The 19,396-nt window shown below is 72.3% G+C and carries 15 protein-coding genes; 5 read left to right on the forward strand and 10 right to left on the reverse strand.

Features of this window, described 5'->3' with window-relative positions:
* Positions 1 to 107: 107 nt before the first annotated feature.
* The 3 genes from AB0I49_RS00850 to AB0I49_RS00860 all read left to right on the forward strand — a co-directional run bounded on the left by AB0I49_RS00850 (position 108) and on the right by AB0I49_RS00860 (position 2,170).
* Positions 108 to 773, forward strand: a complete 666-nt coding sequence (locus tag AB0I49_RS00850) for a fasciclin domain-containing protein (RefSeq protein WP_363224951.1) — start codon at positions 108 to 110, stop codon at positions 771 to 773.
* Positions 774 to 839: 66 nt separating this feature from the next.
* Entirely contained in the window at positions 840 to 1,427 is a 588-nt protein-coding gene (gene sigK / locus AB0I49_RS00855) for an ECF RNA polymerase sigma factor SigK (protein ID WP_363224556.1), read from the forward strand.
* Positions 1,424 to 2,170: an anti-sigma factor gene (locus tag AB0I49_RS00860; RefSeq protein ID WP_363224557.1), complete on the forward strand. Its 747-nt coding sequence runs from the start codon at positions 1,424 to 1,426 to the stop codon at positions 2,168 to 2,170. The genes sigK and AB0I49_RS00860 overlap by 4 nt, the downstream gene beginning before the upstream one ends.
* 120 nt (positions 2,171 to 2,290) lie before the next feature.
* On the opposite strand, the gene AB0I49_RS00865 is transcribed toward AB0I49_RS00860, so the two are convergent.
* The 6 genes from AB0I49_RS00865 to AB0I49_RS00890 all read right to left on the reverse strand — a co-directional run bounded on the left by AB0I49_RS00865 (position 2,291) and on the right by AB0I49_RS00890 (position 9,645).
* Positions 2,291 to 3,280, reverse strand: a complete 990-nt coding sequence (locus tag AB0I49_RS00865; protein WP_363224559.1) for a zinc-dependent alcohol dehydrogenase family protein — start codon at positions 3,278 to 3,280, stop codon at positions 2,291 to 2,293.
* Entirely contained in the window at positions 3,277 to 4,143 is an 867-nt protein-coding gene (locus AB0I49_RS00870) for a carbohydrate ABC transporter permease (RefSeq protein ID WP_363224560.1), read from the reverse strand. The genes AB0I49_RS00865 and AB0I49_RS00870 overlap by 4 nt, the downstream gene beginning before the upstream one ends.
* A complete protein-coding gene (locus tag AB0I49_RS00875; RefSeq protein WP_363224561.1) occupies positions 4,140 to 5,108 on the reverse strand; it encodes a sugar ABC transporter permease in 969 nt (322 codons plus the stop codon). The genes AB0I49_RS00870 and AB0I49_RS00875 overlap by 4 nt, the downstream gene beginning before the upstream one ends.
* Positions 5,105 to 6,469 carry a sugar ABC transporter substrate-binding protein gene (locus AB0I49_RS00880; RefSeq protein WP_363224562.1) on the reverse strand — a complete coding sequence of 455 codons (1,365 nt, stop codon included), beginning with the start codon at positions 6,467 to 6,469 and terminating at the stop codon, positions 5,105 to 5,107. Before AB0I49_RS00880 ends, AB0I49_RS00875 begins: the two co-directional genes overlap by 4 nt.
* Positions 6,470 to 6,582: 113 nt before the next feature.
* Entirely contained in the window at positions 6,583 to 7,344 is a 762-nt protein-coding gene (locus AB0I49_RS00885) for a DeoR/GlpR family DNA-binding transcription regulator (RefSeq protein WP_363224563.1), read from the reverse strand.
* A 300-nt stretch (positions 7,345 to 7,644) separates the two neighbouring features.
* A complete protein-coding gene (locus tag AB0I49_RS00890) occupies positions 7,645 to 9,645 on the reverse strand; it encodes a M6 family metalloprotease domain-containing protein (RefSeq protein WP_363224564.1) in 2,001 nt (666 codons plus the stop codon).
* Positions 9,646 to 9,795: 150 nt separating this feature from the next.
* On the opposite strand from AB0I49_RS00890, the gene AB0I49_RS00895 reads away from it, so the two are divergent.
* Together AB0I49_RS00895 and AB0I49_RS00900 are read left to right on the forward strand one after the other, a co-directional pair.
* Positions 9,796 to 11,214: a tetratricopeptide repeat protein gene (locus AB0I49_RS00895; RefSeq protein ID WP_363224565.1), complete on the forward strand. Its 1,419-nt coding sequence runs from the start codon at positions 9,796 to 9,798 to the stop codon at positions 11,212 to 11,214.
* A gap of 209 nt (positions 11,215 to 11,423) precedes the next feature.
* Positions 11,424 to 12,233 carry an SGNH/GDSL hydrolase family protein gene (locus AB0I49_RS00900; protein ID WP_363224566.1) on the forward strand — a complete coding sequence of 270 codons (810 nt, stop codon included), beginning with the start codon at positions 11,424 to 11,426 and terminating at the stop codon, positions 12,231 to 12,233.
* 124 nt (positions 12,234 to 12,357) lie between these two features.
* Here AB0I49_RS00900 and AB0I49_RS00905 read toward each other — a convergent pair whose 3' ends face one another.
* The 4 genes from AB0I49_RS00905 to AB0I49_RS00920 all read right to left on the reverse strand — a co-directional run bounded on the left by AB0I49_RS00905 (position 12,358) and on the right by AB0I49_RS00920 (position 19,384).
* Positions 12,358 to 13,563 (reverse strand): glycosyltransferase, encoded by a 1,206-nt coding sequence (locus AB0I49_RS00905; RefSeq protein ID WP_363224567.1) that lies wholly within the window; start codon positions 13,561 to 13,563, stop codon positions 12,358 to 12,360.
* Positions 13,560 to 14,375: an alpha/beta hydrolase gene (locus tag AB0I49_RS00910; RefSeq protein WP_363224568.1), complete on the reverse strand. Its 816-nt coding sequence runs from the start codon at positions 14,373 to 14,375 to the stop codon at positions 13,560 to 13,562. Before AB0I49_RS00910 ends, AB0I49_RS00905 begins: the two co-directional genes overlap by 4 nt.
* A gap of 4 nt (positions 14,376 to 14,379) precedes the next feature.
* The gene (locus AB0I49_RS00915) at positions 14,380 to 14,643 is read right to left on the reverse strand and encodes an acyl carrier protein (protein ID WP_363224952.1); all 264 of its coding nucleotides are present in this window, start codon (positions 14,641 to 14,643) and stop codon (positions 14,380 to 14,382) included.
* Positions 14,644 to 14,737: 94 nt separating this feature from the next.
* Entirely contained in the window at positions 14,738 to 19,384 is a 4,647-nt protein-coding gene (locus tag AB0I49_RS00920) for a beta-ketoacyl synthase N-terminal-like domain-containing protein (RefSeq protein WP_363224570.1), read from the reverse strand.
* Positions 19,385 to 19,396 lie beyond the last annotated feature (12 nt).

Raw genomic sequence — 19,396 nt, forward strand, 5'->3', positions numbered from 1 at the left:
GGAGCGCCGAAGCGCGCCGACCCACCGCACCACCTCGACACCAGTACCAACCCCCACATCAACGACCAACACCCACACACCACTTGGAGCACACCGTGAACACTCGCATCACCTCCCGCCTGGGCCGTCGCGCCGCCCTCGCCGTCACCGCCGCCGCGCTGCTGCCGATCGCCCTGACCGCCTGCTCCGACGGCGGCGGCAGCGACAAGGACAAGGACACGTCGGCCGGCGGCTCGTCCTCGGCGGAGCAGCGGCCTTCGGAGACCGGCGGCGGGGACGAGAGCATGGGCACCGCCGCGAAGCCCTTCGGGCCCGCGTGCTCGACGGTGCCCAAGGACGGCGAAGGCAGCTTCGACGGGATGGCCGAGGACCCGGTCGCCACGGCCGCTTCCCACAACCCGGCCCTGTCGACGCTGGTGGCCGCCGTGAAGAAGGCGGGACTGGTGGACACGCTCAACAGCGCCGAGGACATCACCGTGTTCGCGCCGACCAACGACGCCTTCGACAAGATCCCCAAGGACCAGCTGAACAAGGTGCTGGCCGACAAGGAGATGCTCACCAAGATCCTCACCGGGCACGTCGTCGGTGAGAGGATCGCCCCGGCGCAACTGGCCGACGGCTCCTACGAGACCCTGGCGAAGAGCAAGCTCACGACGTCCGGCTCGGGCGAGTCGTACAAGGTCGACGGCTCGGCCAACGTGGTCTGCGGCAATGTGCGGACCGCCAACGCCACCGTCCACCTCATCGACAGCGTCCTGCTCCCCAAGAAGTAAGGGCTCCCCGAGAAGTAAGGACCGGCACCGTACTTTCCCCCGCCACCCCGCAGTTCGGAGGCGACCATGCCCGTCGCGGCCCCCGGCGACCCGTACCCGGCCCCCGCCCACGGCGCCCTGGAGGCCCTGCTGGATTGCGTCGCGCGCGGCGACCAGCAGGCGTTCGAGAGCCTGTACACGGCGGTGGCCGGCACGGTGCTCGGACTGGTGCGCAGGCTCGTACGAGACCCCGCCCAGTCCGAGGAGGTCGCCCAGGACGTGCTCATCGAGGTGTGGCGGTCCGCCGCGCGCTTCGACGCGCGGCAGGGCAGCGCGATGTCCTGGATCATGACGCTGGCCCACCGGCGCGCGGTGGACCGGGTGCGCTCCGCGCAGGCGGCTGCCGACCGCGAGCAGCGGGCCGGGGCAGGCGCCGCCTCCGTCCCCTTCGACGAGGTCAGCGAGCAGGTCGAACGGCGCCTGGAACGGGAGCAGGTGCGGCGCTGCCTCGGTCAACTCACCGAATTGCAGCGGGAGTCGGTGACGCTGGCCTACTACCGGGGCTACACCTACCGGGAGACCGCCGAGGTGCTGGGCACGGCGCTCGGCACCGTCAAGACGCGGCTGCGCGACGGGCTGATCCGGCTCCGTGACTGCCTGGGGGTGGCGGCGTGAGCACCGTCGATCTGCACACGCTGACCGGTGCGTACGCGCTCGGCGCGCTGTCCGGGCAGGAGGCGGCGGAGTTCGAGAGCCACCTCGCGCGGTGCCCGGCGTGCGCCCGCGAGGTGCGGGAGCTCCGCGAGACGGCGGCCCGGCTGGCGGTCGCGGTGGCCGAAGTGCCTCCGGCGCAGCTGCGTACGCGCGTGATGGCGGCACTGCCCGGCGTCCGGCAGCTGCCGCCCGCGCGGCGCGAGGCCGCGGTCGTGCCGCCGCGCCGCCGGCTGCGGCACCGGCTGCCGCAGCTCGCGGCCGCCGCCTGCCTGGCTGCGGCCCTGGCCGCCGGCGGGCTCGCCCTCGACGCGCGGCACGACGCCGGCCGGCAGCGCGACAGCGCCGCCCGCGCCGAGCAGCGGGCGGCTGCCCTGAGCTCGCTGATGGCCGCCCCGGACGCCGCCTTCCACACCGCCGCGCTCAAGGGCGGCGGCAGCGCGACCCTCGTCGCCTCGGAGCGACAGGGCCGCTCGGCGCTCGTCTACGACGGGCTGCCGGCGCTGCCGGACTCCCGCGTCTACCAGCTCTGGTACAGCCGGGGCGGCACGATGGTCCCCGCCGGGCTGATCGCACCGGGCGGTGCCGGCGGTGCGACGCTGCTGACCGGCACGCCCCGCGGCGCGGACGGGGTGGGGGTGACGGTCGAGCCCGCCGGCGGCTCGACCGCACCGACCGGCAGCCCCCTGGCACTGCTGCCCGTATGAGCCCGGCGCGGTTCCGTACGGCCGTCCGCCCCACCGCCCTGACGAGTGACCGTATCGCCGTCGCCGCTCCGGGGGCAGGCGACGGACGGCGGACCGGTGGGACCCCACCGGGCGGAGCCCCTACGGCGTCACCACGATCTTCCGCCCCTTGCCCGCCTTGAAGCGGTCGATCGCCTCGGCGTAGTCGTCCAGCGGGAGGCGGTCGCTGATGAAGACGGACGGGTCGAGGACGCCGCCGGCGAAGAGGGCCGCGGCCCGCTCGTAGCTGTGCAGGACGGCCATCGAGCCGGTGATGGTGATCTCCTGGTTGTAGATCTTGTACGGCTCGATGACCGCCGTCGTCGCGTAGTCGGCGACGCCGAACTGGAGGAACGTGCCGCCCTTCGCGACGCGGCCCAGGCCGTCCTGGATGGCGGCGGCGTTGCCGGTGGCGTCGACGACGAGGTTCCACCCCTGCGGCCGGTCCAGCTCGTCGGCGTTCGCGGCCGCCCGCGAGACGCCCAGCGAACGGGCCGTGGCCAGCCGCTCCGGATTGACGTCGAGGACGTCGACGCTGACGGCGCCGGTGCGCTTGGCGAGTTCCAGCATCATCAGCCCCATGGTGCCGGAGCCGTAGATCAGGACCTCCGCGCCGAGGGTGGAGCGCAGCACGTCGTAGCCGCGCACCGCGCAGGACAGCGGCTCGATGAGAGCGGCGTCGCGTACGTCCACGTGGTCGGGGAGGCGCACGCAGTTCGCGACGGGCGCCACCGCGTACTCGGCGGCGCCGCCCGCGACCGTGACGCCGATCGCGCCCCACCGGTCGCAGAGGTTCCCGCGCCCGGCCCGGCAGTACGCGCACTCGTGGCAGTACAGCGACGGGTCCACCGCCACCCGGTCGCCGACGGACACCTCCGTCACGTCGCCGCCGACGCCGACCACCTCGCCCGCGAACTCATGGCCGGGCACCACGGGCAGCACAGGAGCGAACTCGCCCTGGAGGATGTGCAGATCGGTGCCGCACAGCCCGCACGCGGCGACGTCGACGACGACCTCGCGCGGCCCCGGCGTGGGGTCGGGCACCTGGGTGACCGATACCTTGCCGGGCGCCTCGATGAGCGCAGCTTTCATTTGACCGCTCCTAGCGAAAGGCCCTGGACGAGTTTGTCCTGGGCGGCGAAGCCGGCGACGAGCACCGGCAGGGACACGACGACCGACGCGGCACAGAGCTGGGCGAGGAAGAGGCCCTGGCTGGTGACGAAGCTGGTCAGGAACACCGGGGCGGTCTCGGCGACCACCCCGGTCAGGACCCGGGCGAAGAGCATCTCGTTCCAGCTGAAGATGAAGCAGATCAGCGAGGTGGCGGCGATGCCCGGGCCGGCCAGCGGGGCGACGATGCGCACGAGGACCGTCGGCAGCCCGGCCCCGTCCATATGCGCCGCCTCGATGACGGAGACGGGGATGTCGGCGAGGAACGACTGGAGCATCCACACGGCGATCGGCAGGTTCATCGACGTGTAGAGGATGACGAGCAGCCAGACGTTGTCCAGCAGCCCGGCGTTCTTCGCGAACAGGTAGATCGGCAGCAGCCCGGCCACCACCGGCAGCATCTTCGTGGAGAGGAAGAAGAACATCGCGTCGGTCCACTTGCGGACCGGGCGGATGGACAGCGCGTACGCGGCCGGCAGCGCCAGGACGAGGACGAAGAGCGTCGACATGAGGCTCGCCGTCGCCGAGTTGAGCAGCGCGGGCGCGGGGTCGGCGCCGCCGCCCGCGCCGAAGAACTTCTTGTAGCCGTCCAGCGTGAGCGACGCCGTGAGCGACGGCGGGTTGGTCGCCGCGTCCGGCTCCGAGTGCAGCGAGGTGAGCAGCATCCAGAAGACGGGCAGGCAGAACAGGATGCCCGCGACCCAGGCCAGCAGGCCGAGCGCGGCGGAACGGCGGCGGGCCCGGCGGGCCATGGGCGGCAGGGACGTCGTGGCGATGGCGGTCATGCCTGGTTCCCTCCTTCGCGGAAGAGGGACGAGACCACCCGCAGCGCGAAGGTCGCGATCACGATCGTGCCGATCACGACGAGCACCCCGGCGGCGGAGGCCATCCCGTACTCATGGGCTCCGTAGAAGGTCTGGTAGATGGTGTACGGGAGGTTGGCGGTGCCCAGCCCCCCGGAGGTGATGGTGAACACGGCGTCGAAGTTCTGCACGACGTAGATGGAGCCGAGCAGGATGCCGAGCTCCAGGTAGCGGCGCAGATGCGGCAGGGTCAGGAAGCGGAACATCTGCCAGGCGTTCGCGCCGTCTAGCCGGGCCGCCTCCATCATCTCGGCGGGCCGGCTCTGGAGGCCGGCGAGCAGGATCAGCATCATGAACGGCGTCCACTGCCACACCAGCGCGGTCTCGACCGCGACCAGCGGCATGCCGGACACCCAGTCCGGCTGGGCCGGCGAGTGGTCCCCGAAGAGCCCCGCGATCCACGTCCAGGCACCGTTGAGCAGCCCGTACTCGGGGTTGTAGAGGGCGTGCTTCCACAGCAGGGCGGCGGATACGGGCACCAGCAGGAACGGCGTGATGAGCAGGGTCCGCACCAGGCCCCGGCCGCGGAACTTGCGGTCCAGCAGCACCGCGAGCAGCAGCCCGAGCACCACGGAGACCAGGACCACGGTCACCGTCAGCAGGATCGTGGTGAGGACCGACTTGCGCAGGTCGGCGTCGGACGCGGCGGTGATGTAGTTGTCGAACCCGGCGAAGCGGCGGGCGTCGGGGGCGAGCGCGTTCCAGTTGAAGAGCGAGATCACCAGCGTCGCCACGAACGGCAGCTGGGTGACGACGATCAGGAACACCAGGGCGGGCATGAGCGGGGCGCGCCGCGCCCAGGCGCGCTTCCCGCCGCGGCGTACGGGCGCGACGGGGCGCGGCGGTGCGCCGACGGTCCGCGGCGACTCGTTCAGGGCAGTGGTCACCGGTACTTCCCTCCGGTCTTCTCGGCCAGCGCCTGCGACTTCTTCAGGGCCGCGTCGACGGACTGGCGGCCGGCGATGGCGGCGCTGATCTCCTGCGAGACCTTCAGGCCGAGGTCGGTGAACTGGGGGATGCCGACGAACTGGATGCCGGGCGCGGGCCGCGGCTGGACGCCGGGGTCGTTCGGCTTGGCGGAGCGGATGGCCTGGAGCGTGACGTCCGAGAAGGCCGACGCGGCCTCCTTGTACGGGGGGCGCGCGTAGGTGGAGGCGCGGCGGCCGCCCGGCACGTTGGCCCAGCCGCTCTTCTCGCCGACCAGTTCCTCGTACTTCTTGCCGGAGGCCCAGGAGATGAACTTCCAGGCCCGTTCGGTGTTCCGGGACGCCTTCTCCATGCCCCAGGCCCAGGTGTAGAGCCAGCCCGAGCTGTCCGTACGGTCGACCGGCGCCGGTACGTAGCCGATCTTGCCCTTGACGGGGGAGTTGGCGGCCTCCAGGGAACCGGCGGCGGACGTGGCGTCGTACCACATGGCCGTCTTGCCCTGGGTGAGGTTGTTGAGGCACTCGGCGAAACCGGACTGCGCGGCGCCGGTCTCGCCGTGCGAGCGGACCAGGTCCACGTAGAACTTCGTCGCCTTCTTGAACTCCGGGGAGTCCAGCCGCGCCTTCCAGTCCTTGTCGAACCAGGTGCCGCCCATGGTGTTGACGACGGTGGTCAGCGGCGCGATGAGCTCGCCCCAGCCGGGCAGGCCGCGCAGGCAGATGCCCTTCATGCCGGACTGCGCGCCGTCGGCCTTGGCCGCGAGGTCGGCGACCTGCTGCCACGTCGGGCGGTCCGGCATCTTCAGCCCCTTCTGGGCGAAGACGTCCTTGCGGTACATGAGGAAGGACGACTCGCCGTAGAAGGGCTCGGCGTAGAGCTTGCCGTCCTCGGCGGTCAGCGACTGCGTGACGGGGCGGAGGATGTCCTTCTGGTCGAAGGCGGCGTCCTTGGCGACGTAGTCGTCGAGCGGGTGCAGCCAGCCGTTCTTCGCGAAGAAGGGGACCTCGTAGTTGCTGATGGTGGCGACGTCGTACTGGCCGCCCTGGTTGGAGAAGTCCTGGCTGATCTTGTCGCGGACGTCGTTCTCCGGTAGCACCGTGAAGTTGACCTTGATGCCGGTCTCCTTCGTGAAATGGGCCTTGGTGAGCTTCTGCAACTCGATCATCTGCGGGTTGTTCACCATGAGCACATTGATGGTGTCGCCGCCGGAGCCGGTGCCGCCCGCTCCGGCGCACGCGGTGCTCGTGGCGAGGAGGGCGGCCGTGACGGCGGCCACGCGTATGCGTGTGCCGCGGCCCCGGTGTCGGTGCTGAAGGGGCATGGAGCCTCCTGGCATTCGGGCGCGGGTAATCATTCGGGCGGGGTCATGCGGGTGGGCTGAGGGGGGTGTACGGGTGAGAGGCGGTGCTGAAGTGAGCGGCCGGGTCCGGGGGATCAGACCCTGATGACCTGCGGACCCAGCAGGGTGTAGCGCTGGGCCTCGGCCGGCGGCAGACCGGTGTCGGTCACGATGGCCTCGACGTCGGCGACGTCGGCGAACCGGCAGAAGCTCACGGCGCCGAACTTGGTGTGCACCCCCGCGAACACCCGCCGCCGGGAGCCGCGCACCGCCTGCGCCTTCACCTCGCTGACGGCCGGGTCGGGCGTGGTCAGGCCGTGTTCCCGCGAGATCCCGTTGGCGCCGATGAAGGCCAGGTCGATGACGAATCCGGCGAGCATCTTGGTGGCCCAGTGGTCCACGGTCGCCATCGTGCCGCTCCGCAGCCTGCCGCCGAGCAGCAGGACCGTGGCCTTTTCGGCGTCGGCCAGGGCCTGCGCGCAGGCCAGCGAGGCGGTGACGACGGTCAGCGGCCGGTCGCGGGGCAGCGCCCCGGCGATCAGCTGCGGGGTGAACCCCTCGTCGATGAACACGGTCTCCGCGTCGCTGAGGAGCCGGGCGGCGGCAGCGGCTATCCGGGTCTTCTGCGGCACGAGCTGGGTGGTGCGGACGGCGAGGGTGGTCTCGAACCCGGAGCTCTCGACCGGGTACGCCCCGCCGTGCGTGCGCCGGACCAGCCCGTGTTCCTCCAGTACGTGCAGGTCCCGGCGGATCGTCTCCTTCGCCACCTTGAAGTCGGCGGCCAGACCGGTGACATCGACGCCTCCGGTCCGCCGAGCGAGTTGGAGGATCCCTCGTCGGCGTTCCTCGGTGTTCACGGCACTCTTCCCTGCGGTCTGCTGCGGAGCGACGCCCGATCGGGCGCCTGGCATGTTTGTACAAGCGCCGGGGTGATGGTGAACAGGGGCTCCGAGAGATCGATGAGGCCCGTTCGTGCCCGTTTTCCGGCGCGTGTCACCGCTGGTCAGATGCGTGATGAGGGATATGTCGGATGTAATGGCCGCCCCGCTTGGGCCGACTGAGCTCCGTTTGGGGCCCGTTCGGGCATCGGCGGCTGCCCGACGCGGCGGCGCCCCGGGGCCGTGGTGTCCGGTCCCGGGGCGCGTGGAAGCCGATCTTTACCGGTCGAGGTCGCAGGTCGCCCGTACGTGGTGGCGCGGGTCGCTCTCGGAGCGGGCGTCGAGCGTGACGCGGCCGTGCCGCGCGGCGTCCGGCCGGGCGGTGACGGACACCGGGACGGTGACGGTCTGCCCGGCCTTCGCGGTGGCGAGCCGGTTCGGCAGCCAGGCCGACCAGCCGCGGGCGGCGCCGGCGGCCGAGAGCCGGTAGACGTCGGAGGACAGGTGCGGGGCGCTGCCCGCGCCGCCGGTGTTGGTCAGCGGGAACGTGCACACGGCGCGGCTCTTGGCGGGCGAGCCGTGCGCGGTGCCGCGGCGCAGCTCCAGGCCGCGGCGCTGCGGGCCCGCGCCGTCCAGGGACTTGACGGCGACGGTGTAGCTGAGCACGCCGGACGCGTCGCGCGCGATGTCGAGGACGTAGAAGTGCAGCCGGTTGGCCCGGTCCACGTACTCGTAGCTGCTGCCGGAGTCCGCGCCCGCGTGGAAGAGGGCGTCGCTGAGCTGCCGGTAGTCGCCGATGGTGATCTTCTGCGGGGTGCCGTCGGGCCGCTTGAAGTCCACCATGTCGATGTCCTCGGGGTGGGCGTCGATCACCCACGCGAAGGGGGCCCGGTCCTTGTCCTTGGTCTTCGAGAGCAGTACGCCGTGGTCCGGGGTGAAGGAGTCCATGCCCATGCGGTCGACGACCTCGACGGTGTAGTTGTCGTAGCCGCCGCCGTCGCACATCGGATCCGTCGCGGGGGAGCAGGCGGGCTCGCGGTCGCCGCTCATGGTGATGTTGACGCCGGACAGCCCCTTCTCGCCGGGCGGCGCGGAGCGCGCGGTGACGCGGGCGACGGCGAGGCCGGAGCCCGCCAGGGCGTCCCGGTCCAGGCGCAGAACGTTCTTCTCGTCGACGATGCCGAGCTTGAGCTTGTCGCGCAGCACGTGCTGGGAGCCCATCGTCGCGCCCTCGGTCGCCGGGATCCGCCAGCGGGTGTGCGGGCCGCCGGGGCCGTTGAAGGAGCCGCGCGAGAGCATGCTCCAGATGCCGGTGTACGCGCGCCGGGGCGGCGAGCCGTAGGGGTTGTTGTAGTTGTCGGCGATGCCGAGGATGTGGCTGAACTCGTGGGCGTACACGGCCATTCCGGAGCTCTCGGCCTGGGTGGAGGAGCCGTCCTCGGCGTTGGGCCAGATGCGGGCGGCGGCCTGCCAGGAGGTCCACGGGACATAGCGGGTGGCGCCTGCGTTGCCGCCGCCGGCGATCGGTGAGGGCGGGCCCCAGGCGGACGGTATGTCCTTGGGGCTCGCGAACTTCATCTGGCCGAACTCCTGCCAGGCCGCGGACTCGTCCTGCCCGGCGGTGAGGTAGAAGACGAAGTCGAACTCCTTGGTGCGGTCCGTGCCCACATCGGCGGTCCAGGCGGCCTTGCCGTCGGTGCGGATGTCCTTGCCGCAGACGTCGCCCACCGGGCAGGCGCCGGGGTTCATCGATTTCTCGATGCCGTACTGGTAGGACTTGAACGGCATGCGGTATGTGCCGAAGCCGGTGAGGTCGACGCCGATGCGGCCGCCGGAGTCCTCCATCCAGTACTCGTTGATGGTGTGGCCGTGGTTGAGCTTGCCGGGCTTGTTGAGCAAGTCCTGGTAAAAGCGCGGCAGTTGGGCGCGCGGCACGTTCGACGCGGTGGGCTGCGGATTGCCGAAGACCGTCGAGCCGGCTGGCTGACTGACCGTGAACTCCTCGTCGGGGTAGTCCAGCAGCACGAGCGCGCCCTTGAACGTGCGCTTGGTCGGCTCGGCGCCGGGGTCGGCCCAGTGGGCGCCCGGGACGGCCCGGTAGTCGGCCCACGTCATGTCGTCGGGGTTGCGCCAGTTCTGCGGGTCGATGGGCCGGGCGAGCGGCGGCCGGCTCGGGGGCGCGGGGTCGGGATGGGCCCGCGCGGGCCCGGCGGCGAGCGCGGCCAGCAGCCCGAGGAGCAGGACGACGGCGCCGGACCGGCGGAGCGGGCCGCCGCGCATACGGACCCGTCTGTGGGGGAGGAACAAGACGCACCTCTTGTCGGTAATCTTCAACAAGGACATGACAAGCGATCGGACGGCATTCCTACCGCTGCCACGGTAAGGCGGGGGCGGAGGGGACACCAGAGGGTCTGGGAGTCGAAGGGGACCATGACGGACACCGACCGGCACGGCCACGCGATGTCGCACACCGGCCAGCAGGCCCTGGCCCACTACGAGAACGCGCTGGAGGCGCTGCTCCTCTTCCGCGGCGAGGTGGCCGACGAGTCGCGGGCGCTCCTCGACGCCTCGCCCCACTCCGTCATGGGCAACGTCCTCGCCGCCTACCTCGGGCTGCTGGGCACCGAGGAGAAGGACGCCGCCGCCTCCCGCGACGCCTTCGCCCGCTATCAGAAGTCCTGCCCCGCCGGGACGACCGCGCGCGAGCGCATGCACATCGCCGCCGCCACCGCCTGGCTCGCCGGCGACCTGCGCCGGGCCAGCGCGCTGCTCGGCGAGATCACCGTGGAATACCCCCTCGACGTCCTCGCACTGGCCGCCGGGCACCAGATCGACTTCTTCACCGGCGACGCCGCCCGGCTGCGCGACCGCGTCGGCGGCGCCCTCTCCGCCTGGCCCGAGGGCGACCCGCAGTACGGGCAGGTGCTGGGCATGTACGCGTTCGGGCTGGAGGAGACCGGCCACTACAGCCGCGCCCAGCAGACCGCGCTCGCCGCCGTCGAGCGGGACCCGCGCGACGTCTGGGGCATCCACGCCGTCGTGCACACCTACGAGATGCGGGGCCAGTTCGCGGAGGGCATCCGCTATCTGGACGCCCGTACCGACGACTGGGCCGCCGGCAACTACCTGAACGTGCACAACTGGTGGCACTACTGCCTCTACGCCCTGGAGGCCGGCGACATGCGGCGGGTGCTGGAGATCTACGACGCCGTGCTCCACAACGACCGGTCCGAGGGCCTGGCGATGGAACTCCTCGACGCCTCCGCCCTGCTGTGGCGGCTGCTGCTCGCCGACCACGACGCCGGCCCGCGCCGGACGGCGCTCGCCGACGCCTGGGCGGCCCGCCGCGACGCCCCGTACTACGCCTTCAACGACGTGCACGCCGTCATGGCGTACGTCGGCGCGGACCGCTTCGCCGACGCCGAACGCCTCGTACGGGACCGCGAGGCGTGGCTCGCCGACGCGCGGCCCGACGTGACCAACCACGCCATGACCGAGCGGATCGGACTGCCCGTCTGCCGGGCCCTGATCGCCTACGGGCAGCGGCGGTACGGGCGCGTGGTCGACCTGCTGGCCCCCGTCCGCTACCGCCTGAACGACTTCGGCGGCAGCCACGCGCAGCGCGACGCGATCCAGAAGACCCTGCTGGAAGCGGCCCTGCGCTCCGGCCGCGCCGACACCGCCCGCACCCTCGTCAGCGAACGCATCAACCTGCGGCCCGTCTGCCCGTACAACTGGCTCGCCCAGGCCCGCCTCGCCGACCGCCTGGGGCGGGCCGCGGAGGCGGCCGCGGCCCGCGTACGGGCGGAGGAGCAGGCTTCTTCGGGGGCGGCGGCGCTGGCGAGGTGAGGGGGCTGCCGCGGACGGCGAGCGGCGGTGGTCACCGCGACGACAGGTCAATGCGATCAATGCGTGAACGCTATTGGATCATGATTTCCGGAAGGTATATCGAATCGTGATCGGTTTGTCATGTACATGAGTATTCAGGGAGTAATTCAACTGCTAATCCTGTGGTGTCCCATCCCCCCCACCATCGGAGAGGCACCACCATGCGCTCCATGAGGTTACTTTTCGCCGCACTCCTGGCGTTCACCGCTCTGGCCGCCGCCACAACCCAGGCGCAGGCCACCCCGACGAGACATTCCGCCGCAGGAAAATATGTCGCTCTCGGCGACTCCTATGCGGTGGCCGTCGGCACCCGGAAGTACGACAACCCCGACGACGCCTGCCGCCGCGGGCCGCTCGCCTATCCGCGGCTGTGGCACGCCGCCCACCCCACCGTCGGATTCGTGGAGGCGTCGTGCTCCGGCGCGACCACGGCCGATGTCGAGAAGTCGCAGACCGGCTCCCTCACCCCGGACACCAGTCTGGTGACGTTGCAGGTCGGAGGCAACGACGTCGGGTTCGTCGACGTTCTGACGCACTGCATCCTCACCGTCGACGACAAGGACTGCCTGGCCGGGATCGAGGCCGCGAAGCAGGCCGCCACGGGCAAGCTCTCGCCCGCGCTCGCCCGGACGTACGCCGCCGTGCGCAAGGCCGCCCCGGCCGCGAAGGTCGTCGTCATCGGATATCCGCGCCTTTACACGATCGGCGGCGACTGCGGCATTCTCGGCCTGAGCGACACCGAACGCAAAGCCCTGAATTCCGCTGCCGACACATTGGCCGACATCACCGCGGCGCGCGCCAAGGAAGCCGGTTTCACCTTCCTCGACGCCCGGCCGGTGTTCGACCCGCACACGATCTGCTCCGGGAAATCGGAGTGGGTGACCAGCCTTGAGTGGAACAAGCTGAACGAGTCATACCACCCGAATGCCGACGGGCACCGGGTCGGATACTTCGCGGCCCTCAACCGCATTACCGGGTGAGGACGGCGACTGAATAGCCGACCGGCTCGGAGGGGGGCGTCCGCCGCGATGGGCGGACGCCCTCGACGCGGCGCGGGCCCTGATCACGACGGTCCGGCGCCGGTCGGTCGCCCCTCCGTACCGCTCACCCCGCCGCCCGAGCAGCGATAGCAGCGATGTCTTCGAGGCGGTCCGCGGCCGCCATCGTGCCGCCCGCCGCGCGGAAGGAATCCCCGATCGCCTCGGCCGCCGCGCGATGGCCGCCCGCCGGGTCGAGCACGGCGTCGATCGCCGCGCCCAGCCCCTTGGCGTCCACCCGGCTGAACCGCACCCGCACCCCTGCCCCCGCCGCCACCACCTGCCCCGCCACGATCGGCTGGTCGTCACGGATCGGCGCGAGGACCAGCGGGACTCCGTGCCACAGCGATTCGCACACCGTGTTGTGGCCGCCGTGGCAGACGACGGCATCGAGGCGGGGGAGCAGGTCGAGTTGGGGTACGTACGGACGTACCAGCACGTCGGGCGGCACGGCGGCCCCGGCGAGGGTACGGCCGGGGTCGACGACGATGCCCCGCACCCGGTCGCGCGCGGCGTCCAGCGCGGCCACCGCCTCCGCCAGGAACCGGCCGCCCGCGTCCGCGTTGGCCGTGCCCAGGGTGACGAGCACCGCGCGGCGGCTCGGGTCCAGTTCCGGCCAGGGGAAGCCGGGGCGGGCGGAGGGCGAGAGGGAGGGGGAGGGCCGGGCGGCGATGGCCGGGCCCACCAAGTACACGCGATCGTGCGGCAGTTCGGCGTCGCCGAGCAGCGCCCGGCTGGTGAAGGCGATGACCCCGTGCGGCGAGAACCGGGGGTCGCCGCGGTGCGCCGGGTCGCCGAGGCGCTCCCGCAACCCGCCCAGCAGACCGTTCAGCCAGGCGGCCACCTTCGGCATGCCCGCCAGCGGATCGGCGAGTTCGGCGGAGGTGCTGGCCGAGGTGACGTACGGGATGCCGTGGCGCTCGGCGACCAGCGCGCCCGCGACGGCGTGCTGGTCGGTGACGATCACGTCCGGCGCGAACGCCCCGATCGCGGACTCCACGCCGGGCGCCATCAGCTCGGCCAGCGGGAGGAGGAACTCCGCCCACAGGAACCGGAACGCCGCGGGCCCGGCCAGCTTCGGCGGCCTGCTCAGCTCCCCGCCGGGCAGCGCGCAGCCGAAGACCGCGGCATCGGCTCCCGCGAGGTCCCGGAGCTGGTCGGCGTGGCCCGCCCAGGCCACCCGGTGCCCGCGTGCGCGGAGCGCCTCCGCGACACCGAGGAGGGGGGTGACGTGCCCGACCAGCGGGGGCACGACGAACAGGAAGCGGGTCACGGCGTCGCCGCCCCGGACAGCGCGTGCTCCCGCACCCAGGAGAGCAGGATCTCGCGGGTCTCGGCGGTGCGTTCCACCAGTACGGAGTGGCCCTGGTCCGGCAGGACGACGGTTCGGCAATCCGTCAGTTTCGCCTCCAGGGAAGGGACTTGGGCGGACAGCCCCGACTCGTCGCCGAAGACGGCGAGCAGGGGGCAGCCGATCGCCCGCAGGTCGTCGTCGATGACACGGCTCGCCGGTACGTCCTCGGCCAGCGTCGTGGCCTGGAGGATGCGGCCGGCGGAACGGGAGAGCCGCGCCGTGTGCGCGCCGTGCTCGGCGTGGATCCACCCGATGACCTCCTCGCGGACGAGCCGGTCCTTCGCGTCGGCGAGCCCGACGGCCATGTGCCGGTTCCACTCCGCCACCGGCGGCTCCGACTCGATCATGGTCACGGTCGCCACGCGCTCCGGGTGCCACGCGGCGGTCGCCGCCGCGACCGTGCCGCCGAACGAATTGCCCACCACATGCGCCGGCCTCCGCTCGCCGAGCGCGTCGAGCAGCGCGACCAGGTCGTCGACGAAGCACTCCAGGCGGTAACCGGTGCGCGGGCGGTCGCTGCGGCCGTGCCCGCGCAGGTCGTACATGACCACGTCGATCCCCTCGGCGGCGAAGGCCGGACCGAGGGTGAAGTAGTAGCTGGCCAGGCTATCGGTGAGGAGGCCGTGGACGAACACCACCAGCGGCGCCACGCCTTGCCCGCCGGGCGGCGGCGCGGTGGCGTCGAGGCGCTGGACGTGCGTGGTGATCCCACCGGTACGGATCTTGGCCATGAGGTCAGTCCTGTTCGGGGGAGCCGGCGGCACGCAGCGACTCCACCACGTAGTCCACGAGTTGACCGATCGTCAGCGCGATGATCTCGTCGAGTTCGAGATCGGCGATGAACGCGGCGAAATTGACCCGGTCCCCATAGTGCTCGCGCAGCGCTCCGGAGAGTCCCACCAGGTCGACGCTCTCCAGTTCCAGGTCGTCGTGGAAGGTGGTCTCGCGCGCGATCTCGGCGTCGTCGAGCCCGTACTCCGCCAGCAGCTCCCGCAGCATGCCGCTGATGTCGGCCAGTACGGACGCGGGGTCGGAGCCGGGTGCGCCCGTCGCCGCCCCCGCTCCCGCCCCGGCCGTCGTGAGCCCCGTAACGTCAGTGGTGGTCATCCCGCTCTCCTGTCTCCTCTGCGTCCTCTGCCGGCTCGTCGGCCGGCTGCTCGTCGGCGGCCGTCCACGCGACCACGTAACTCCGGGCGGGCAGGCCCGGCGGATTGGCGGTTCCCCGCACCCGTACGACGTACGGAACGCCCCCGGCCACTACGCGCAGGCGGTCGCTGCCCGCCGCCACCACCCGGAAGTCGGCCGGCCGACCGCGCAACCCGGTGCCGCGCGCCTTGGCGACGGCCTCCTTGGCCGCCCAGAACCGCGTGAACCACACGGCCCCGCCGGCCTGCCCGCCTTCGCCGCCTTCTCTGCCGTTTCCGTCGTTTCTGCCTTGTCCGCCCTGCGCCGTCAGCTCGTCGAGAAGTCTCAACTCCGCGTCTCCGCAAGCTGCTTCGACGGTCGACCGGGGCCGTTCCGTGACCTCTTCGACATCGATGCCGCACGGGCCGCGCCGGGCGATGGCGACCCCGGTCTCCGCGCAGTGCGCGAGGGAGACGACGACGCCGTCGACCGCTCGCCCGTGCACGCCGTGCACGGAGGGCCGCCCCGACGCGTCGTTGCGTACGGCGATCTCGGCCGGGTAGATGTCGCCCGCGCCCTCCCGCCACAGCAGGCCGCGCACCGCGTCCTTGGCCGCGATCCGCCCTAGCAGCCAGTGCCGCCGGCGGACGGGGGAGAGCCGCTCGTACTGGGCGCGTTCGGCGCTGCCGAGCATGTTGCGCATGATCAGCTCACGGGTGGCGAGGTCCGGCCAGCGCTCGCAGACCTGGGCCCAGCCCTCCGGCCGCAGCGTGGACAGTGTGTTCTCGCCCGGGAACCGGTCCACCGCCCGAATTCCGGGATCGGTGTCGAACCGACGGTCCGTCCACCCCGTCAACTCGGCCCAGACGCGCCCCTCTTGCATCACTTGCATGTCGGCGGTGAGCGTGCTGTTGGTGACCTCCGTGATGCGGATCGCGCACATGAGACGCGTGCCGGGGCCGGGCTCCGGGCCGTGGAAGCGGATGCGGTCGATGCCCACCGGGAACACGGTGGTGCGCTCGGCGAGCGTCGCCATGACCCAGTACCCGAGCAGCTGCCCGACGGTGTCGAGCAGCGCGCCGGGCGCCGCCGGTGCGGTGAGCAGACCGCGTACATGCCGGTCGCCGATCGCGGTCAGCTCGGTGACGCCTTGGAAGCGCGGACCGTGGAACATCCACCGCTCGCTGTAGAGCTGCTCGGCCCGCATCTCCGGTACGCGCTCGGCGGCCGGATCGACGGGCCATGGCGCGGGCGGGTTCGGGTACGGGTACGCCCCGGCGGCCAGCTCGACGACGGCACGGGAGGACCCGGTGAGCTCCACCTCGACGCGATTCTCCACTTCCTGACGGAGCGTCACCGGCACATCTATCGCCGGAATCGCCTCGATCCACTTGAGCAGCCGCACCTGATGCACCGCCACCGCCCGCAGTCCGGGGCCCGCCGTGCCCTCGGCGATCTCCATGAGGTGCCGGACCACCGTGGTCGCCGGCACCACCGGCCACCGGTCCACCGCATCGGGCCACCCCGGCCGCTGCCGGAAGAAACAGTGATCGAGCAGGTAGGGCATCCGCTCGACGTCGATGCGCAGGACACGCCCGTACGGCCGTGGAGATGGTGATTCCTTTACGGGCACGGGCCCGGCGGCGACGCGGCGCGAGGGCAGCCGGGGCCGAGGCGACTCCAGGCCGGCGGGCCGGGCGCATCCGTGCCGGACGGCCGCCAGGAGATCGGCGGCGGTGTCGGCGGTGTCGGTCAGCAGCGCGGAGAACTCGGCGGCTATCGGGGACCCGGACCCGAGCCGTTCGAGGCGGGCCAACGGGCCGCTGCCAGGTGCTGCGGCGGCCGGGCGATCGGTGAGGATTCCCCGGGCCTCGGCCGGCAGTGACACCAGCGCCCCGCCGAGGTTCAGTCGGAAGCCGGGACGGGCGGGGTGTGCGGCCGGGGCAGCAGCGGAGACGGCGACCGGCCCGTGCGGAGCGAGCAGCGGAGCCGCGTTCGGCTCGGCCCCCTCCGTCCACAGCGCGGTGACCACCCTGCGGAGCTGCGCCAGACTGTCCCGCGCCGCCGCGTGCGCGGAGACGACGAGCCGGTCCCGGCCGGCCAGTGTGTCGTCGATCAGCGAACCGAGCTGACCTGCGCCCAACTGGACGAAGGCGCGGAAGCCCGCGTCATGCATGGCGGAGATCAGCAGCCGGAACCGCACGGGCTCCAGCAGATGCCTGACGAACAACTCCCGTACGGCGTCGGGTGATTGGGGATATGGCGCGGCGGTCGTCGCCGACCATACCGGGGTGGACTGCGGGCGCAGCGTGTACGCCTCGGCGGCGGCGCGGATCGGCGCGAGGTACGGCGCGAGCATCGGCGTGTGGAACCCGGAGCGGAACGGCAGGACTTGACCGATCACGCCGTCCCGCTTCCGCAGCCGCAGCACGATCGCGGTGACCGCGTCGTGCGGGCCGCAGATCATCGACTGGTTCGGCGAGTTGTCGTGCGAGAGCACCACGCCGTCGCAGCCGTCGGAGCAGTCGCAGCTGTCGGAGCCGTCGCTGCCGTCGCAGCTGTTCAGTTCGGCGCGTACCCGGTCCGCGGGCAGGCCGAGCACGGCGAAGGCGGCGCCGGGCACACGCAGTGCGTCGGGGTCGAAGTCGGCCAGGAACGCGTCGACCTCGTCCGCCGCGTGCATGCCGCCGCAGGCCATGGCGGTCCACTCGCCGACGCTGTGCCCGGCGACGGCGTCGGGCGCCACGCCGAGACGCCGCAGGGCGGCGTCGAGGACCCGGCCCAGCTGGAACACGGCCGCACCGTGCCGCCCGACGTCCCCGACCTCCGCCCCGCAGGGCGACCAGTCGAGGCCGAATCGCTCCACCAGCTTGTCGACGCGCGGCTCGAACTCGGCCTCCAGGCCGGGAAAGACGAACGCCGTACGCCCCCCGGCCGCGCCGAGCAGCGGACGCGGACTGAACCACACGTCGCTGCGCCCTCGCCAGGGCCGGCCCTTCGCCACGGCCTTCCGCGCCAGCGCCAGCCGACGCCGCGTGGGGTCGACGATCCCCAACCGGCACGGCTCGGTCACCCGGTCCCGCTCGTCCAGCCCGGCGGCCAGCACCGCCGCGTCGTCCTGGGCGAGTACCGCCGCCAGCGCCTCTGGCGAGGGTTCCGCCAGCCGCAGCACCCGCTCCGGCTCGACTACGGAGGCGCGGGCGGGGGCAGGGGATTTATGGACCCCGCCCGCCGCCTCCTCCAGCACGACATGGGCGTTGATTCCGCCGAAGCCGAAGGCATTGACGCCCGCTCGGCGCGGCGCGCCGCTCGTGGGGGCCGCCCATGGCCGGGCGCGGTTGAGGGGGACGAAGCGGGTGCGGGCGAGGGCCGGGTGGGGGTCGTCGCAGTGCAGGGTGGGAGGGAGGGTGCCGTGGTGCAGTGCCAGGGCCGCCTTGATCAGACCGGCGATGCCGGCGGCCGGCATGGTGTGGCCGATCATGGACTTCACCGAGCCGATGAAGGCGGCCGGCCCGTGCGGGCCGAAAACCGCGGCCAGCGTGGCGAGTTCGGCCCCGTCGCCCGCCGGAGTGGCGGTGCCGTGCGCCTCCAGCAGGCCCACGGAGTCCTCAGCCCTCGGATCGAGCCCCGCCGCCTCCCACGCCTGGCGGACCGCGCGCACCTGACCGCCGGAGTCGGGGTTGAACAGGCTCGCCGAGCGGCCGTCCCCGGCCACGCCCGTGCCGCGCACCACGGCGTAGACGCGGTCGCCGTCGCGTTCCGCGTCGGCGAGCCGCTTGAGGACCACGATGCCCGTGCCCTCGCCGATCAGCACGCCGTCGGCGGCGCGGTGCAGGGGGCGGATGCGCTGGCTGCGCGACAACGCGCCGAGCTGGCTGAAGACGCTCCACAGCGTGATGTCGTGGCAGTGGTGCACACCGCCCGCGAGCATGATGTCGCACCGGCCCGAGCCGAGTTCGCGCACCGCGTGGTCCACCGCCACGAGCGAGGAGGCGCATGCCGCGTCCACCGTGTAGGCGGGGCCGCGCAGATCCAGGCGGTTGGCGATGCGGGACGCGGCCAGGTTCGGGACCAGTCCGATGGCCGACTCCGGCTGCTCGGGGCCGAGTTGCTCGGCGAAGGCTGATCGGATCCGCTCCAACCGCTCCTCGTCGAGCGCGAGCTCGGGCAGCAACTCGCGGAGTGTGCGCACCACTTGGTGCGCGGTGCGCACCCGCTGGTCGAGCCGGGCCAGACCCGGCGTGAGGTAGCCGCCCCGGCCGAGTACGACCCCGGCCCGCTGCCGGTCGGCGGGCAGCACCCCGTACCCGCCCGCGTCCTTCACGGACCGGTCGGCGACGTCCAGCGCGATCAGCTGATCCGGCTCCGTCCCCGCGACCGACGCAGGCATGACGCCGAACCGCGTGAGGTCGTACGCGATCCCCTCATCCACGAAGCCCCCGCGCCGGCAGTAGACGCGATCCGCCCGGCCCGGCCCCTCCGGCGCGTAGAACTCTTCGTCCCACCGCCCGGCCGGCACATCGGTGATCGAGTCCACGCCGCCCGCGATGTTCCGCCAGTACTCGTCGAGGTCCCCGGCCCCTGGGAAGAGGGCGGCCATCCCGACGATCGCCACCGGCGCCGTACG

This window comes from Streptomyces sp. NPDC050617 (assembly GCF_040654795.1).
Taxonomy (GTDB): Bacteria; Actinomycetota; Actinomycetes; order Streptomycetales; family Streptomycetaceae; genus Streptomyces.

Coding starts and splice junctions, on each gene's coding strand:
- AB0I49_RS00915 (WP_363224952.1), bottom strand. CDS start 14,643: ATGCTGCGGGAGCTGCTGGCGGAGTACGGGCTCGACGACGCCGAGATC.
- sigK (WP_363224556.1), top strand. CDS start 840: ATGCCCGTCGCGGCCCCCGGCGACCCGTACCCGGCCCCCGCCCACGGC.
- AB0I49_RS00880 (WP_363224562.1), bottom strand. CDS start 6,469: ATGCCCCTTCAGCACCGACACCGGGGCCGCGGCACACGCATACGCGTG.
- AB0I49_RS00870 (WP_363224560.1), bottom strand. CDS start 4,143: ATGACCGCCATCGCCACGACGTCCCTGCCGCCCATGGCCCGCCGGGCC.
- AB0I49_RS00895 (WP_363224565.1), top strand. CDS start 9,796: ATGACGGACACCGACCGGCACGGCCACGCGATGTCGCACACCGGCCAG.
- AB0I49_RS00865 (WP_363224559.1), bottom strand. CDS start 3,280: ATGAAAGCTGCGCTCATCGAGGCGCCCGGCAAGGTATCGGTCACCCAG.
- AB0I49_RS00890 (WP_363224564.1), bottom strand. CDS start 9,645: ATGCGCGGCGGCCCGCTCCGCCGGTCCGGCGCCGTCGTCCTGCTCCTC.
- AB0I49_RS00900 (WP_363224566.1), top strand. CDS start 11,424: ATGAGGTTACTTTTCGCCGCACTCCTGGCGTTCACCGCTCTGGCCGCC.
- AB0I49_RS00910 (WP_363224568.1), bottom strand. CDS start 14,375: ATGGCCAAGATCCGTACCGGTGGGATCACCACGCACGTCCAGCGCCTC.